Source organism: Serratia sp. JSRIV002 (genome assembly GCF_019968725.1).
Classification (GTDB): Bacteria; Pseudomonadota; Gammaproteobacteria; order Enterobacterales; family Enterobacteriaceae; genus Chania; species Chania fonticola_B.
This window is the reverse complement of the sequence record NZ_CP074143.1, coordinates 1,413,890-1,431,079: the sequence shown is the minus strand read 5'-3', so window position 1 is coordinate 1,431,079 and position 17,190 is coordinate 1,413,890. Positions and strand designations below refer to the sequence as shown.

Here is a 17,190-nt window from a genome sequence, read left to right as displayed (position 1 = left end):
AGCCTGCGATCACAGAGCCGCTTCGTCGGTTTCGCCGGTACGAATTCGAATCACACGTTGCAATTCAGCAACGAAAATTTTGCCGTCACCGATCTTGCCGGTGTAAGCCGCCTTGCTAATCACATCAACCACTTCATCCAGTTGGTCATCGGCAATAGCGATATCAATTTTGACCTTAGGTAAGAAATTGACGCTGTACTCCGCCCCGCGATAGAGCTCGGCATGACCCTTCTGGCGGCCAAAGCCTTTGACTTCGGTTACGGTCAGCCCCTGAATACCTACAGAGGATAAGGCTTCACGCACGTCCTCTAACTTGAATGGTTTGATCACCACGGTAACCAGCTTCATATTGCCTCTCCACGATTAAGCCCAAAAACTTACCCCCGGTACGAGTCATATAAAGCAAAGGCTGTGCCACAAATTATTTTTTATTTAAATTCAATTGATTATATAGGAACACCCACAACCAGAGGCCAGCACTGGACGAAAGCAGAGATCGCAGCCGGAAGATTGCGCACTTTTTTGGTGCATTACGCGTTGGGAAAGTGCAGTAGGAGGGAGTTGAAAAGCGCTATTGCCTGTTGGTGGTGCGGGCTCCTGGAGCGGAGCCCTTGCTTAAGATTATGCGGGCTGAGTTTCGTCGCGCGTCGTGGCTGCCAACTCTTCACCCACCAGTTGTAGCTGATACATTTGGTAGTAGCGACCCCGCTGTGCCAACAACTGCTGATGGTTCCCCTGCTCCACGGCATGACCGCGATGCAGTACCAGAATAGAGTCGGCATCCACAATGGTTGAAAGGCGGTGGGCGATCACCACCAGCGTCGTCTGCTCGCGGATCAGCCGTAGGGCGCGTTGGATCGCCTGCTCGGTGCCGGAATCTATATTGGCGGTCGCTTCATCCAGGATCAGGATCTGCGGTGCCTGGACCAACACACGCGCCAAGGCCAACAACTGCTTCTGTCCTACGGACAGATTATTCCCCTGCTCCCCCAGGCGCGTATGGATGCCCTGTGGGAAGCTATGCACCAGTTCACCCAGTTGCACCGTTTCCAGCGCCTGCCAGACCGCCTCTTCACCGATAGAGCGACCAAGCGTGACGTTCGCCAGCACCGATTCCGCCATTACCACCGGATCTTGCTGCACCATGGCAATGCCTTGGCGCAGGGTACGATGTGAAAGGCTGGACAACGGGCGGCCATCCAGACGAATTTCCCCTTCGCTCAGCGGGTAATAGCCCATCAACAGGTTAGCCAGGGTGCTCTTTCCGCTGCCGGTATGCCCCACCAGGGCAACAAAACCCCGTGACGGCACCTGCAACGAGATATGTTGCAGCACTTTTTTGTCGCTGCGGTAGGCAAAACTCAGGTCGCTGATATCAATACGGCCGCTCGCCAACGGGCGATCGTCACTGCCATAGCTCTGCTGGCTGCGATCCATCAGCTCGAAAATACGCTCACCGGCCACCACGGCCTGCTGCAAAATCGATTGCTGGGCGGTCAGCTCAATCAACGGTTCGTTCAAACGGCCAAGATAGTTGATGAAGGCATACAGCACCCCCACGCCAATCGCGCCTTCACCGCTGAAGCCAAACAGCATCAACAGGCCACATAGCACCAAGGCAGAGAACAGGCTAAGCAGTGGCCGTAACAGAAAACCATCCAGGCGCAGCGTCTGCATCCGGGCGGTGTAATGCGAGCGGCTGGCCGCACTCATGCGCTCGCCAAAACGGATCTGCTGACGGAACTGCTGGATCACCCCCATGCCGCTGATCACTTCGTTGAAGCCATCGTTGATATCCGCCAGGTAGCTACGCATCCGCCGCACGATCGGCGTGCTGTAATATTGATAGATCCCCATCACCACCATCACCGCCGGGAAAATGCAGATCGCCACCAGCGCCATGCGCCAGTCCAGGCTGAACATCGCCACCAGCATCGCCCCGATCAGCGCCGCACTTTTCAGTACCGTGGACACCACCATCACATACAGATCTTTGATCACTTCGGTATCGTTGGTCACCCGCGAGATCAATTGCCCAACAGGCTGGGTATCAAAGGCGCTCAGCGGTTGGCGCAGGGCTGCATCCATCACATCGGTGCGTAACCGTTGTACCACCCCGACCGCCACCCGATTAAACAGGATGGCCTGGAAATAGTGCAACGCCGCAGCAAGCAGTTCCAGCAGGATATAAGCCACCGCCAGGGAGCTGACGATCATCAGCGGCAGCTGTCCTTTGGCAACGTAGTTATCAATAAAGTAGCCGATCAGAATTGGCCCAGCGACTTCCGCAGCCGCCGCTACCCACAACATCAATACCGCCAATCCCAGGGGTTTACGATAAGGCGAGCCATAAGCCAGCAAACGTTTCAGCGTTGGCCACATAGTTTGTATCTTACTCATCGGCCAAAACCTCCTCGGAGCTATCAGGAGCCTCATCCAACGCCGCTTCCAATTGCTGATAACGATACATGTCGCGATACCAGCCAGGCTCACTAGCCAATTTCCCATGCTGCCCGCGCTGTACCACCGAGCCGTGTTGCATTACCAGGATTTCGCTGGCTTCCGTCAGGGCCGAAAGGCGGTGCGCGCTGATGATCACCGTGCGGTTTTGCCCCCAACTGCGCAGGTTATGCAGGATCTGGTGTTCGGTGCGCCCATCCACCGCCGAGAGGGCATCGTCGAGGATTAGAATTTCCGCCTCCAGCAGTAGCGCCCGCGCGATGGAAATACGTTGTTTCTGGCCACCAGAAAGCATCACGCCTCGCTCACCCACCTCGGTCTCGTAACCCTGGGGCAAACGCAGAATATCTTCATGCACGCTGGCCAGGCGCGCTGCCTGTTCAATCTGTTCCTGAGTGGCCGCCGGGTTGCCCAAGGCGATATTATTGGCCACGCTATCGGAGAACAGGAACGGCGTCTGGCTAACGACCGACAGGCGTGAACGCCATTCGTCGAGCTTGATCTGGGTAAGTGGCAAGCCGTGATAGCTGATATGGCCGTCATCAATATCAAACTGACGCTGGATCAACGAAAGCAACGTCGATTTACCCGAACCGGTAGGCCCACACAATCCCAACATTTGCCCCGGCTGCAGCTGTAACGCCACGTCATGCAGCGCGGGTTTGTTGGTTTGCGGATAATGGAAAGCGTTGATTTCCACACTCAGGTTGCCGCGCCCGGCGGGCAGATCGAGTTCACCATCCTTCACGGCCGGTGCCTCTTCCAGCAGGCTGCGGATACGGCTATAGGCGGCACTGCCGCGCTCGACGATGTTGAACATCCAGGCTAGCGCCAGCATTGGCCAAATCATCAGGCCGAGGTACATGACAAAGCTGGTCAGTTGCCCCAGCGTGAGGGAACCGTTAACCACCATCCAGCTACCGCCGCCGATCGCCAGCAGGTTAGCCGCACCGATAGCGATGTAAATCGTCGGATCAAAGCGCGCATCAATTCGCGCCACGTGCATATTCTTCGCGCCGGTTTGCGCTGCCACTTCGGCAAACTGGTTGGACTGATGATCCTCCAGGCCAAAAGCCTTGATCATACGGATGCTGGTCATGCTCTCCTGTGCCTGATCGTTAAGGCTGGAGAACGCGGCCTGCGCCGACTTGAAACGCTGGTGCAGCTGATCGCCATAGTATTTGATGACGATCGCCATGATCGGCATCGGGATCAGGGAAAGCAGGGTCAATTGCCAGCTGATCTGGGTGCTCATCACGATCAGCACCGCCAGCCCCATCACCAAAGAGTCCACCAGCGTCAGCACGCCTTCACCGGCCGCAAACACTACGCGGTCAACGTCATTGGTCGCTCTGGCCATCAGATCGCCGGTACGGTGGCGCAGATAGAAGGCCGGGTTCTGACGACTGAGTTGACGATAGAAGTTTTCCCGCAGTTCGACGGCCAGTTGGTAGGAAGCCCCAAACAGCAGCACTCGCCACACGTAGCGCAGCAGATAAACCACAATGGCGGTACCAATCATCAACCCCAGCCAGGCCATCAGTACCTTGTTGGACATCTGATCCTTGGTGACACCATCAACAATGATGCCAACCAGCTTAGGCGGCAGCAGTTGCAGGATGGCAATGGCAATCAGTAGCACCACGGCCCCGAGGTAGCGGCGCCACTCGCGGCGGAAATACCAGCCGATTTGAGCAAAGAGTCTCACGCAGTTTTATTCCAGACAGTATCCGACAAATTCCCGGCTGCAGCCCTGCAACCTTAACATTCAACAGTAGAGTGACGATTTCACTCTGGCACGGGTAGCGCCGTGGTGTATTTGATTTTTTCCATCGCGAAGCTGGAAGTGACATCAATCAGCCCCGGCACGCCGGTCACCAGGCGTTTATAGAAATTGTCATAGCTTTTCATGTCCGCTACCTCGACCTGCATCAGGTAATCATACTCCCCCGCCATACGGTAAAACGCCAACACTTCCGGCATCTGCGCGGTGAGATCGACAAATTTCTGATACCACTCGCTGCTGTGCTGCTGGGTTTTTATCAGCACAAACGCCGTCAGGCCAAGCCCGAGCTTTTCATTATCCAGCAGCGCGACACGCGCGCGAATGTAACCTTCATCTTCCAGCTTTTTTAGCCGTTTCCAGCAAGGCGTTGAGGTCAGATTCACCGCTTCGGCCAGCACTTGCAGCGATTGCGTACAGTCCTGTTGCAGCATGCACAACAGTTTACGGTCTGTTTTATCCAACATAAGGTGATTTCATAGAAAATATTTCTCCCATTAGGCGATTAAACAGGAAAAATGGCAATCCTTTTTTCTCGCTGAACCGCTATGCTACTGCATAAATTAAGACCCTATTTTGAGGCCAGATCATGACAAACGCTTGGGTAAAATATGCTATTGGTGAAATAGAAGCGGATTTCCAACGCTCCGCCGATACGCACTTGATCCGCTTGAACCTGCCGGAATTTCCCGGCATCTATCTTTACCTGAAAGATGAAAGCACCCATCCCACCGGCAGTCTGAAACACCGCCTGGCGCGTTCGCTGTTTCTTTATGGGCTCTGTAACGGTTGGATCAACCAGAACACGCCGATTATTGAAGCCTCATCGGGCAGCACGGCGGTATCTGAAGCCTATTTTGCTCGCCTGCTCGGCCTGCCGTTTATCGCGGTAATGCCTTCCTGCACGGCTAAACGTAAGGTCGAGCAAATCGCCTTTTACGGTGGCCGCAGCCATTTTGTCGATCATGCTGCCCAGATTTATGCGGTGTCAGAGGAGTTGGCCAAAGAGCTGAACGGCCATTATATGGATCAGTTCACCTTTGCCGAACGCGCCACCGACTGGCGTGGTAACAACAACATCGCCGACAGTATTTTCCGCCAGATGGAGCGCGAACCGCACCCGGTTCCGAAACACATCGTGATGAGTGCAGGCACTGGCGGCACTTCGGCAACGCTGGGGCGCTACATTCGCTATCAAGGGCATGATACCCAGCTCACCGTGGTCGATCCGGAAAACTCGGTGTTCTACGACTGCTTCCATCATGGCGATCGCACCCTCATCGGCAGCTGTGGCAGCCGCATCGAAGGGATTGGTCGCCCACGCGCCGAACCGTCGTTTATCCCTTCGGTGATCGACAACATGATGCGCGTGCCTGATGCCGCCAGTATCGCCACCATTTACTGGTTGGAAGGTATTCTTGGCCGCAAGGTAGGCGCGTCCACCGGGACCAACGTCTGGGGAGCACTGCAACTGGCCAGGCAGATGCGGGATAAAGGCGAGCAAGGTGCCATCGTCACCCTGCTATGCGACAGCGGTGAACGCTATCTGGATACCTATTACAACAGCGACTGGGTCAGCAACCATATCGGCGATCTGACGCATTACAGTACCCAACTGGCTAACTTGTTAGAAAAATAAGTTATTAAGTTATTAATGCGAAGTTCAGGGGATAAAAAAAGCCGGGTAGTCATACCCGGCCGGCTGTAATGCTAATACCTCAGAATTCGGGGGAATAGGTGAGGTGTGGTGAACGCAGCCAATGTTGTAAATAGTGAGCCACCGCCTGCTGTTCGCAGCGGCCGATAACCTGTAGTTGGGGTAGTAACGATTTCAACTGTGGCAGTGCATTGCCCATCACCACGCCGTGCCCGACTCCCGCCAGCATTTCCTTATCATTCATCGCATCGCCAAAGGCCATGCAATCAGCCAACGTCAGCCCCAGATGGCGGCTCAGCTTGTCCAATGCCGCACCCTTATTGCAACCCTTTGGCAGCACCTCGAGGCAATCATAGGCCGAGAAGCACAGATCGGCACGGGTGCCGAAATGTTCACTCAACTGTCCTTGCAGTTTGATGAGTTCTTCATGGGGAGCACAGAAACAGACCTTGCTGTTGCCAAATGCGGGCAGACGTCGCAAATCGGTGAGTTGGAAATGAAAGCCACTGAGATGATGTGCAGCCAGCATTTCCGGCACCGCGGTTTCGGTCAACCATCCCTCATCACGAAACACGTGCATGCTGGCAGAAGTACGCCAGTGGGTATGCAACACTTCTTCGGCAATCTCCGCCGGTAAGTCGGTAGCATGCAGTTGCTGCCCTTGCTGATCATGGACGCGAGTGCCGTTACCGGTGATCAGGTAACCTTGTAAACCCAGTTGCGCCATGATCGGCTGGGCATCGAGGTAATGCCGCCCGGTGGCAAAGGTCACCACCATCTCCCTGTCGATAAGCTGCTTTAACGCGCTCAGCGTTTCCGGCCCGACACGGTGATCGGGGGTCAGCAGGGTGCCGTCCATATCGAAAGCGGCCAGGCGATACATAGGAACCTCGTAAATGTGAGCACAATGGCAATCAACGCAGTATGGGGTGGTATTTGCGGAAGTAATAGTGAACAATTTGCCTAAACGCTTCCTGATTTATCTTTCATCGCTTGCAACACCTAGGATACCGCTATGCGCCTGGTTCATCGCCTCGGTCAGTATCAACGTTTGTACCACCAGCTAGGCAGCGCGCCGGTGGCGATCACGATCGGTGAATTAGCTGCGATCTTCTATTGTAGCGAGCGGCATGCACGCACTCTGGTGCAGCAGTTGCAGCAACAAGGCTGGCTAAGTTGGCAATCACAGGCCGGCAGGGGGAAACGCGCGCAGTTGCAGTGCCTGAAAACCCCCGATGAACTGCGGACTGCGCATCTCCAACGTTTACTGCAACTGGGCGATCATCAGGGAGCCTTGGAAATGGCGCAGCTGGCGCCACAGCATCTGCAAGAGTTGCTAAGCCCCCACCTCGGCGGCCAATGGCAGGAGGGCAGCCCTACGCTGCGTATCCCTTATTACCGCACATTGGAAAAGCTCGATCCGTTGACGCTAAGCGGCCGTGCGGAACAGCATCTGGTCGCGACCGTTTATGCCGGTTTGACGCGCTTCAATACCGGTTGCCCCGAGCCACAGCCCGATCTGGCCCATCATTGGCAGATTAGCGAAGACGGCCTGCGTTGGCAGTTCTTTCTGCGCAGCCAGCTGCGATGGCATAACGGCGAGGCCTTGACGGGCCAACAGCTATTGCAAACCCTCAACGCCCTGCAACACCATCCGCGCAGTCAGCCATTATTGAGCAGCGTGGCGGCAATCAGCCTGCCGCATGCGCTATGCGTCCAGTTCGATCTGCAAATGCCCGATTATTGGCTGGCGCATCGGCTGGCAGAACTGCCCTGCCTGATGACACATCCAGAGTTACCGACTCTCGGCGCTGGTCCCTTTAAGCTGGCACTAAACGAGCCGCATATGGTACGGCTGGAACAGCATCCTTACTACCATCTGCAACATCCTTATCTTGAAAGCATCGAATACTGGATCACGCCAGAGCTGCCAACTCGCAGTACCGACACCAGTTGCCAGCACCCGGTACGCATCACCATCGGCCAGCAGGAAGAACTGGCACTGGCGCGGCCGGTACAACGCAGTATGAGCCAAGGGTGGTGCTACCTGGCAATTAACCAGCGCCGTGGCGTACTGAGTGAGGCACAAGGGCAAAAGCTGCTGATGCTGATCCAGCGCTCAGGGCTGCTGGCCAGTTTGCCCATCCAGCAGGGCGTGATTATGCCAAGCCATGAAATGCTGCCGGGCTGGGCGATCCCTGAGCATGATGTCAGACAGGATGTTGAGCTGCCCCCTCGATTGACGCTGCTGTACCATCCACCGATCGAACTAGAGAGCGTGACTCAGGCTTTGCAACAATTGCTGGCGGAGCATGGCTGCCAATTAGAGGTCCGCTATTATTCCGGCAAACGTTGGCAAAGTACCGAGCAGGTAGCCCAAGCCGATCTGTTGCTGGCCGATAACCTGATTGGTGAAGCTCCGGAAGCGACGTTAGAAAGCTGGCTACGTCGCGATTTGCTGTGGCAAGGGATTTTGCGAGAAGAGGATTGGCAATACCAACAGCGAACCCTGCAACAGATCCAGCAATGCCCAGCACCACTGCAACGCTACAGCCAGCTAAAAGCGTATTATCAACAGTTGATGGGGGCGGCGATCCTCACGCCCCTATTCAATTATCAGTATCAGGTCAGTGCCCCTCCCCGCATACAGGGCGTGATGCTCACCGCCTACGGCTGGTTTGATTTTTGCCAGGCTTGGCTGCCACCACCGCTGGATGATTAGGTTGCCCTACGCTGTGGCGAGCATTTCTGATAGCATCCCCGCATGTGTGTTATAAAGCCCAATAGCGCCAGGTTCAGGCCAGTAACGCTGTAACCTGGCAGTAAAGGGCATAAACCGGCCGCCCGAATGTGCATCGGGAATGGCCCTAGCCAGAAGGTAGATTTATGAAACGCGCAGTCGTCGTTTTTAGCGGTGGACAAGACTCCACGACCTGCTTGATCCAGGCATTGCAACAGTATGATGAAGTTCACTGCATCACGTTCGATTACGGCCAGCGTCACCGCGCCGAAATCGAGGTGGCCCAGGCCCTATGCCAAACCCTGGGAGCCAAGGCGCATAAGGTTTTGGACGTTGGGTTGCTCAATGAGCTGGCCATCAGCAGCCTGACTCGCGATAACATTCCGGTCCCCACCTACGACAGCTCGCAGACCGATGCCTTGCCAAGCACCTTTGTGCCGGGACGCAACATCCTGTTCCTCACCCTGGCGGCGATTTATGCCTACCAGGTGGAAGCCGAAGCCGTGATCACCGGCGTGTGCGAGACGGATTTCTCGGGCTATCCGGATTGCCGCGACGAGTTTGTTAAGGCTCTGAATCAGGCCATCGTGCTGGGGATCGCCCGTGATATTCGCTTTGAAACTCCACTGATGTGGCTCAACAAGGCTGAGACCTGGGCGCTGGCGGACTATTATCAACAGTTGGAACGTATCCGCCATGAGACGCTCACCTGTTATAACGGCGTTCAAGGCGACGGTTGTGGTGAATGTGCAGCCTGCCACCTGCGCGCCAACGGATTGCAGCAGTATCAGCAGGACAAGGTCGGCGTGATGGCCAGCCTGAAGCGGAAAACCGGCTTGGTTTGAACTCGTTTATGGGCGGCGATAGCGTCGCCCAGTCAATCAGGCCTGCTGATCCTTTTGTTGTAGTGCCACCAGGTGTTCACGCAGTGCGCCTTCAATCGGCAGTGCCCGCTGGGTTTTCAAATCGATACAGACAAAGGTCAGCGTCGCGTCGGCGACCACGGTCCCCTCCGGCTCCAGCAATACCTGCTGGCTCAGCACGCCGCTCTTGCCATTGAGTTGCAGCATCTGGCTATCGATGCGCAGCTTATCCCCCAATACGGCAGGCTTACGATAATTGATATTGATGTTCACCACGATAAACGCGATGTTGTTTTGCGTCATCCAGTGGAAAGCATCCAGATCCTCCAGCCATTCCCAGCGCGCCTCCTCCAGAAATTCCAGATACCGGGCATTATTAACGTGTTGATAGACATCAAGATGATAGCCACGAACTTTGATATAAGTCTGCATAGTGAAACGACCGCTCCTGCTCTGGTGATAACAAATTAATACCGGCATACCCGTTCAGTGATATCCCTCCTTGCAGACCGCATGCTGATACCGCAGGGCTTGGCAAAGAGTTTGCGATGGACGACTGGTATGACCTGTAAAATGTAGCAGAGCAGCGCGGCTGCGAGGGCACTTTGCCACGCAGCCGCGAGCGGGATCACATTTTCAGCCGATCACGATTTCTTTCCACCAGGGAGGGGCCGATCCCCGGCACCTCCTGTAGCTGGTCTATTTCGCTAAACGGCCCGTTCTGTTCGCGGTAGCGCACTATGGCCTCTGCCTTTTTCAGCCCTACGCCGTTCAACACGGTGGCTAGCGCCTCTGCATCTGCCTGGTTAATGCTGACCTTGGCTTCACCCTCGCTTGGCGCTTCAGGGCTGACCTTAGGTGACACCACCGCGGCCTGTGGTTGCCCCTGAGAGGGTTTCTCTGCAGCAATGGCCGAGCTCCCTACCAGGCCAAACAGCGCCGCCGCCAAGAGTAGCTGGCGGATAACGGTAAAACGGATAATGGCTTTATTTTCGCTAAGTTGCATGCTGTATCCTCCTTGTGTTTGACAGCAAGGTTACCTTGCCGCAGCGGCGGAAGATCGGCAAATGGCAGAGTTTAAATGTGGAAAAGGCCGCGAAAGCGGCCTTTGAGTATTGCAAGCTGTTGCAAAGAAATGCGGTGCTTATTCCCGTCCACTGTAGGGAGGAATACGGGCGCAGCATGCTGCACCCCCTACAAAACCAGAGAGCGGAGATTACGGCTGTTGCTGCTCAGCGGCACCCATTTTGATCTTGGCTTCTTTGCGCAGGTTAGTCAGCAGGGCATCGAAGGTCACGCTAGCGCTTCCTTTCTCCATGTTGCTGACGAAGGTTTTCATTTCGTCTGCTGGCAGAGTGCCTGGCTTAACGCTATCCAGAGCGATCAACACCACGTTCCCTTGAGCATCCTGTGACATACCGTAAACCACTTTACCGGCTTCCGGGTGCGGCAGTGCGAATACGGCTTCCACCAGTTGGCTGTCTTCCGGGGCGCGTGCCATTTTCTGTACGCTGCCGAAGCTCAGACCAGCGGCTTTCATCGCCTCATCGCCTTTGCCCTGCTTCAGCTCAACCAGCAGTTTTTCACCCTGCAGCTTGGCTTCTTGCAGTGCCTTGTTGTGTTTGACCATCGCGGTTACGCGATCTTTCACCTTGTCGAAAGGTTCAATCCCTTCCGGCTGATGGGCCACAACGCGAACCACGAATGCACGGTCACCGTCAACGGTGATGACGTCAGAGTTGCTGCCTGGTGCGCCGTTCTCGCCAATCAGCGAACCATCGAAGATGGCCTGCACAACCGGCTTGAAGTTCAACGCAGCAGGTACCGAGTCACGGGTAAACCATTCGGTGTTAGCCGCCTTGATACCCGCAGCTTCTTCCGCTGAGGCCAGGGACTCGTTATCGCTGGTCGCCGCCTCGCTGACTTTCTGCTGCAGCGCATAGTAGGCATCTACCGCTTTTTCCTGCTTGAGCTGCTTGGCGATAGCATCATGCACTTCGCTCAATGGCTTCACCAGCGCTGGCTTGATATCGTCCAGGCGCACGATCAGGTAACCCACTGAAGACTTCACTACGCCAGACAGTTGGCCTTTCTCGGTCAGGTTTGCCTGTTTCATTTCGTCTGCCGTGGTATCTGGTTCCATCCAGTCCATTTCGCCACCGGTACGGCGCGAGATGATGTCGGTAGATTTCTCTTTCGCCAATGCAGCGAAATCGCCACCGTTTTTCAGCTCTTCCAATACCGCTTTGGCATCCGCTTCGGTTTTCAGCTGGATCACGCTGAATTTTTTGCGTTCCGGCTGGCCAAAGCTGCTCTGGTGCCCATCGTAATAGGCGCTGATATCCGCTTCGGTAACGGTCACAGTATCCTGCAATGCCGCGGCATCCAGCGGGATAAAGCTCACTTTCACCTTCTCTGGCGCGATGAAGCTGTTTTTATTCTGCTCGAAGAAGGCCTTCAGCTCTTCGTCGGTGACGGTTTGCTTGGCCATCATGGTATTGAGATCGATCGTCGCCAGACGCACGTCGCGCTCTTGCAGAACCAGGGCAACCATAGACTGTGCTTCGCTGGGTGTGACGATATCGGAACCGCCAAAGCCCTGGATCATCTGCTGGTTGATTAACCGCTGGCGTGTATATTGCGCATATTGATCGGCGCTAAAGCCCGAACGGGTAATCAGGTCGAGATATTTGGCGTTGTCGAATTTGCCGTCCGTCTGGAAATAGCTTTCTTGACGGATGGCCTCTTTCACCTGATCGTCACTGGCGCTCAGGCCCAGCGTCTTCGCGTACTGGTCCAGCAGCGACTTGTCGATCAGTTGAGACAGCACCTGCTGGCGCATCTGCTGCATGTAGCCTTCGTTGCCAGCCATGGCAGAGAAACGGTCACCCAGTTCCTGCTGCATCCGGCTACGTTCACTCTGGAAAGCCTGTTCCAGCTGGGCGCGTTCGATCACCTGGCCATTTACTTTCGCAGCGTAATCGCCGGCACTTCCCTGATAGCTGACTACTCCAGTCAAAAGAAATGACAAGATAATCAGCCCCAGGATGATTTTTAGCACGACGTGGTTAGCAGCCGCGCGTAAATTGTCCATCATAGTGTGACAACACTCCGCTGTGATGTGGATTAACAACCCTTGTGCAGGCGCGTTCCCTGCGACAAAAATAAAAAAAGCGCATCAACCTGATGCGCCTTATATCTTACCTTACCAATACCGCTGCGTCAGGTGATTGTTTACCGGCGACGCGATGCGATTAAACGCCGTAATCAGTTTACTGCGTCTTTCAGGGCTTTCCCTGCACGGAAAGCCGGAACTTTGGCTGCCGCGATTTTAATCTCTTTACCCGTTTGCGGGTTACGGCCGGTACGAGCTGAACGCTCACGCACGGTGAAAGAACCGAAACCAACCAGAGCCACGTCATCCCCTTCTTTCAAGGAATCGGTAACGGAAGCAATAATGGCGTCCAAAGCACGCCCTGCTGCCGCTTTAGAAATATCAGCACCCGCGGCAATTTTGTCGATCAGTTGTGACTTATTCACTCTATCATCCCCTCTAGAATTCAAAACGTCGCACCGAAAAAATCCCTACGGTTACGACAGCGCTGCTGTTATATCAATCCCGTCGTGCCTTGGCAAGCCACCAAACGGCAGCGAAACGCGAGCCGACAGGGATCTAACTTAGCGGCACAAAAAAATACTGGCAAGTCCGAATTGGCTTGCCAGCATGAGTTTTATCAATGGTTTTTGCTATACGTCACTATTTTACCGCTACCGGCTGTGCGCCGAAGGCCGGATTAACCAGTGCGATGTTCAAAACTTCATCGATCCGCTGTACCGGATGGATCTCCAGATCGGCAATGACGTTGTCCGGGATCTCTTCCAAATCGCGCTTGTTCTCGTAAGGGATCAGCACGGTTTTGATACCGCCACGGTGTGCCGCCAGCAGCTTCTCTTTCAGGCCGCCAATCGGCAACACATGACCACGCAAGGTGATCTCGCCGGTCATCGCCACATCGGCGCGCACCGGGTTGCCTGTCAGGCAGGAAACCAGCGCGGTACACATGGCAATACCGGCGCTTGGGCCGTCTTTCGGCGTCGCCCCTTCGGGCACGTGGACGTGGATATCACGTTTTTCATAGAAATCGGCGTTGATGCCCAACTTCTCTGCACGTGCACGTACCACGGTCAACGCGGCCTGGATCGACTCCTGCATCACTTCACCCAAAGAACCGGTGTAGGTCAGCTTGCCTTTGCCCGGTACGCAGGCAGTTTCGATGGTCAGCAGATCGCCGCCCACTTCCGTCCACGCCAGCCCGGTTACCTGGCCTACGCGGTTTTCGGTGTCTGCACGGCCGTAATCAACACGCTGAACGCCCAGATAGTCCTTGAGGTTCTCGCCGTTGATCTCGATGTGTTTGAGCTTCTTGTCCATCAGCAGCGACTTGACCGCTTTACGGCACAGCTTGGAAATTTCACGCTCCAGGCTACGCACCCCGGCTTCACGGGTGTAATAGCGGATGATGCCGATAATGGCACTGTCATCTACCGTCAATTCGCCTTTCTTCAACGCGTTGCGTTCAAGCTGCTTCGGCAACAGGTGCTGTTTGGCGATGTTCAGCTTTTCGTCTTCGGTGTAGCCAGAAAGACGGATCACTTCCATACGGTCCAGCAGCGGTGCCGGGATGTTCATCGAGTTCGAGGTCGCCACGAACATCACGTCGGACAGATCGTAATCCACTTCCAGATAGTGATCGTTAAACGCCACGTTCTGTTCCGGATCCAGCACTTCCAGCAGGGCTGAAGCCGGATCGCCACGCATGTCGGATGACATCTTGTCGATCTCATCGAGCAGGAACAGCGGGTTTTTCACCCCAACCTTGGCCATTTTCTGGATCAGTTTACCCGGCATGGAGCCGATGTAAGTCCGGCGGTGACCGCGAATCTCTGCTTCGTCACGTACGCCGCCCAGCGCCATACGGACATATTGGCGGCCGGTCGCGCGAGCGATCGACTGCCCCAGCGAGGTTTTACCCACGCCAGGAGGCCCTACCAGACACAGGATCGGACCCTTGATTTTGCTGACGCGGCTCTGCACTGCAAGATACTCAAGGATGCGGTCTTTGACGCGTTCCAGGCCGTAGTGATCGGTATCGAGCACTTCCTGCGCCTTGAGCAGGTCTTTTTTCACCTTGCTGCGCGCATTCCACGGCACCTGGATCATCCAGTCGATATAGCCACGCACGACGGTCGCTTCCGCAGACATCGGCGACATCATTTTCAGCTTTTGCAGTTCCGCTTCGGTTTTCTCACGCGCTTCTTTCGGCATTTTGGCCGCTTCGATCTTGCGCTTCAACGCCTCGTGTTCATCCGGCGTGTCGTCCATCTCGCCCAGTTCTTTCTGAATCGCCTTCATCTGCTCATTCAGATAGTACTCGCGCTGGCTCTTTTCCATCTGTTTCTTGACGCGGTTACGGATGCGCTTCTCAACCTGTAGCAGGTCAATTTCCGACTCCATCATCGCCATCAGGTACTCAAGACGCTCGGTGATATCGAACATTTCCAGCACCGACTGCTTGTCGCTGAGCTTCAGCGGCATATGCGCAGCGATGGTATCCGCCAGGCGTGCAGCGTCGTCGATGCTGTTCAATGACGTCAGCACCTCCGGTGGAATTTTTTTGTTCAGCTTGATGTAGCCTTCAAACTGATTGATCGCCGTGCGCACCAGGACTTCCTGCTCACGCTCGTCGATAGCCGGTGATTCAAGATATTCAGCCTGGGCAGCGAAGTGTTCGCCGCTGTCGGAGAGCGTGGTAATACGCGCACGCTGTAAACCTTCGACCAGCACCTTGACCGTGCCGTCCGGCAGTTTCAGCATCTGTAAAATCGATGCAACGGTACCGACCGAGAACAGATCGTTAATGCCAGGTTCATCCGTCGAGGCCTCTTTCTGCGCCACCAGCATGATCTTTTTATCGTGATCCATTGCGGCTTCGAGGCACCGAATCGATTTTTCCCGGCCAACAAACAACGGGATCACCATGTGCGGATAAACCACCACGTCGCGCAATGGCAACACGGGGATTTCAATGCGTTCGGAACGCTCAGGGTTCATAGAGCTCTCTCTTAGTTTAATTTCCGCCAGGATTAGGGGGATCTCATGAGACGCCAGCATCAAACGTTTCACAAAATCTGGATTATGAGTATATGGGGATGAATCTCTGACATTCAACGGTAACAATGTAGAGAAAAAGAAAAGGGGGATAAAATCCCCCTTTTACGATTAACTTTCTGGTTTGACTGGCTAATTATTCGCCAGAAGCCTGCGCTTCCGGTTTGCCGTAAATCAATAACGGCTTGGATTGGCCAGCGATCACCGATTCGTCGATCACCACTTTATCTACGCTTTCAAGCGACGGCAGATCGTACATGGTGTCCAGCAGCGCGCCTTCGACAATCGAACGCAGACCACGGGCACCCGTCTTACGCGTCATGGCCTTCTTGGCGATGGCGTTCAGCGCTTCCTCACGGAATTCCAGATCGACCCCTTCCAGATTGAACAACGCCTGATATTGCTTGGTCAGGGCGTTTTTCGGCTCTTTCAGGATCTGGATCAGTGCCTCTTCGCTCAGTTCGCTGAGGGTGGCAACCACCGGCAGACGACCGATGAATTCCGGGATCAGGCCAAATTTGATCAAGTCTTCCGGCTCTGCCTGCAACAGCAGTTCGCCTTCGGTGGCTTTTTCAGATTCACCCTTCACCGTGGCACCAAAACCGATACCGGAACCGGTGTTAACACGCTGGCCAATCACCTTATCCAGGCCGGCAAACGCACCGCCACAGATAAACAGGATCTTGGAGGTGTCCACCTGCAGGAATTCCTGCTGCGGATGTTTACGCCCACCCTGTGGTGGAACCGCCGCAATCGTGCCTTCGATCAGCTTCAGCAGCGCCTGCTGCACGCCTTCGCCCGAAACGTCACGGGTGATGGACGGGTTGTCTGACTTACGTGAAATCTTGTCAATTTCATCGATATAGACGATGCCGCGTTGGGCTTTCTGCACGTCATAGTCGCATTTCTGCAACAGTTTCTGGATGATGTTTTCCACGTCCTCACCCACGTAACCGGCTTCGGTCAACGTCGTGGCATCGGCCATGGTGAAAGGCACATCCAGGAAACGTGCCAGCGTTTCTGCCAGCAAGGTTTTGCCGCTACCGGTTGGGCCGATCAACAAAATATTGCTTTTGCCCAGTTCGATGCCATTGCTGGTATCGCCGTTACGCAGGCGTTTGTAGTGGTTATAGACCGCCACCGCCAGCACTTTTTTCGCCTGTTCCTGGCCGATAACATAATCGTCCAGGTGGTGACGAATTTCGTGCGGTGTCGGCAATGAATTACGCTCGCGATGCGGCGCAACTTCTTTAATCTCTTCGCGAATAATGTCGTTACACAGATCAACACATTCATCGCAGATATACACTGACGGACCGGCAATCAGCTTACGCACTTCATGCTGGCTTTTGCCGCAGAAAGAGCAGTACAGCAACTTTCCTGAACCGTCTTTGCGCTTATCTGTCATGAGTCAAACCTCTTCTTTTGTCTTTGTCCCGCACCATTACGCGGCGACAATGCGCCCAAACTTTATACCGGGAACGCCGATAACGCTGTTTAAAGCGAGCCAGGCTCGCT

14 protein-coding genes are annotated in these 17,190 nt (G+C 54.9%); 3 read left to right on the top strand and 11 right to left on the bottom strand.

Going from position 1 to position 17,190, the window contains the following annotated elements:
• Positions 1 to 9: 9 nt before the first annotated feature.
• The 4 genes from glnK to KGP26_RS06475 form a co-directional block, all read right to left on the bottom strand.
• The gene (gene glnK, locus KGP26_RS06490) at positions 10 to 348 is read right to left on the bottom strand and encodes a P-II family nitrogen regulator (protein ID WP_004949337.1); all 339 of its coding nucleotides are present in this window, start codon (positions 346 to 348) and stop codon (positions 10 to 12) included.
• 273 nt (positions 349 to 621) lie between these two features.
• Positions 622 to 2,400, bottom strand: a complete 1,779-nt coding sequence (locus KGP26_RS06485) for a SmdB family multidrug efflux ABC transporter permease/ATP-binding protein (RefSeq protein WP_223665171.1) — start codon at positions 2,398 to 2,400, stop codon at positions 622 to 624.
• Positions 2,393 to 4,168: a SmdA family multidrug ABC transporter permease/ATP-binding protein gene (locus KGP26_RS06480; RefSeq protein ID WP_223665170.1), complete on the bottom strand. Its 1,776-nt coding sequence runs from the start codon at positions 4,166 to 4,168 to the stop codon at positions 2,393 to 2,395. Before KGP26_RS06480 ends, KGP26_RS06485 begins: the two co-directional genes overlap by 8 nt.
• A gap of 80 nt (positions 4,169 to 4,248) precedes the next feature.
• On the bottom strand, positions 4,249 to 4,710 hold the full coding sequence (locus KGP26_RS06475; RefSeq protein WP_223665169.1) for an Lrp/AsnC family transcriptional regulator: 462 nt from the start codon (positions 4,708 to 4,710) through the stop codon (positions 4,249 to 4,251).
• A 122-nt stretch (positions 4,711 to 4,832) separates the two neighbouring features.
• Between KGP26_RS06475 and KGP26_RS06470 the strand changes: the two genes are divergently transcribed.
• Positions 4,833 to 5,882, top strand: coding sequence for a PLP-dependent cysteine synthase family protein (locus KGP26_RS06470; protein ID WP_094981194.1), 1,050 nt, complete (start codon positions 4,833 to 4,835; stop codon positions 5,880 to 5,882).
• A gap of 79 nt (positions 5,883 to 5,961) precedes the next feature.
• Here the strand turns inward: KGP26_RS06470 and cof are convergent, their stop codons facing one another.
• Positions 5,962 to 6,783 (bottom strand): HMP-PP phosphatase, encoded by an 822-nt coding sequence (gene cof, locus KGP26_RS06465; RefSeq protein WP_223665168.1) that lies wholly within the window; start codon positions 6,781 to 6,783, stop codon positions 5,962 to 5,964.
• 132 nt (positions 6,784 to 6,915) lie between these two features.
• On the opposite strand from cof, the gene KGP26_RS06460 reads away from it, so the two are divergent.
• Together KGP26_RS06460 and queC are read left to right on the top strand one after the other, a co-directional pair.
• Entirely contained in the window at positions 6,916 to 8,622 is a 1,707-nt protein-coding gene (locus KGP26_RS06460) for an SgrR family transcriptional regulator (protein WP_223665167.1), read from the top strand.
• Between the two features lie 164 nt (positions 8,623 to 8,786).
• Positions 8,787 to 9,485 carry a 7-cyano-7-deazaguanine synthase QueC gene (gene queC, locus KGP26_RS06455; protein ID WP_024528383.1) on the top strand — a complete coding sequence of 233 codons (699 nt, stop codon included), beginning with the start codon at positions 8,787 to 8,789 and terminating at the stop codon, positions 9,483 to 9,485.
• Positions 9,486 to 9,521: 36 nt separating this feature from the next.
• On the opposite strand, the gene KGP26_RS06450 is transcribed toward queC, so the two are convergent.
• The 6 genes from KGP26_RS06450 to clpX form a co-directional block, all read right to left on the bottom strand.
• Positions 9,522 to 9,935, bottom strand: coding sequence for a thioesterase family protein (locus KGP26_RS06450; protein WP_039995774.1), 414 nt, complete (start codon positions 9,933 to 9,935; stop codon positions 9,522 to 9,524).
• A gap of 196 nt (positions 9,936 to 10,131) precedes the next feature.
• A complete protein-coding gene (locus KGP26_RS06445; RefSeq protein WP_223665166.1) occupies positions 10,132 to 10,509 on the bottom strand; it encodes a ComEA family DNA-binding protein in 378 nt (125 codons plus the stop codon).
• A gap of 210 nt (positions 10,510 to 10,719) precedes the next feature.
• Positions 10,720 to 12,600 (bottom strand): peptidylprolyl isomerase, encoded by a 1,881-nt coding sequence (gene ppiD, locus KGP26_RS06440; protein WP_223665165.1) that lies wholly within the window; start codon positions 12,598 to 12,600, stop codon positions 10,720 to 10,722.
• Positions 12,601 to 12,770: 170 nt separating this feature from the next.
• Positions 12,771 to 13,043, bottom strand: coding sequence for a nucleoid-associated protein HU-beta (hupB, locus tag KGP26_RS06435; protein ID WP_004954599.1), 273 nt, complete (start codon positions 13,041 to 13,043; stop codon positions 12,771 to 12,773).
• 217 nt (positions 13,044 to 13,260) lie between these two features.
• Positions 13,261 to 15,615 carry an endopeptidase La gene (lon, locus tag KGP26_RS06430; RefSeq protein WP_021805482.1) on the bottom strand — a complete coding sequence of 785 codons (2,355 nt, stop codon included), beginning with the start codon at positions 15,613 to 15,615 and terminating at the stop codon, positions 13,261 to 13,263.
• A 193-nt stretch (positions 15,616 to 15,808) separates the two neighbouring features.
• Positions 15,809 to 17,080, bottom strand: coding sequence for an ATP-dependent protease ATP-binding subunit ClpX (gene clpX, locus KGP26_RS06425; RefSeq protein WP_021180166.1), 1,272 nt, complete (start codon positions 17,078 to 17,080; stop codon positions 15,809 to 15,811).
• Positions 17,081 to 17,190: the final 110 nt, after the last annotated feature.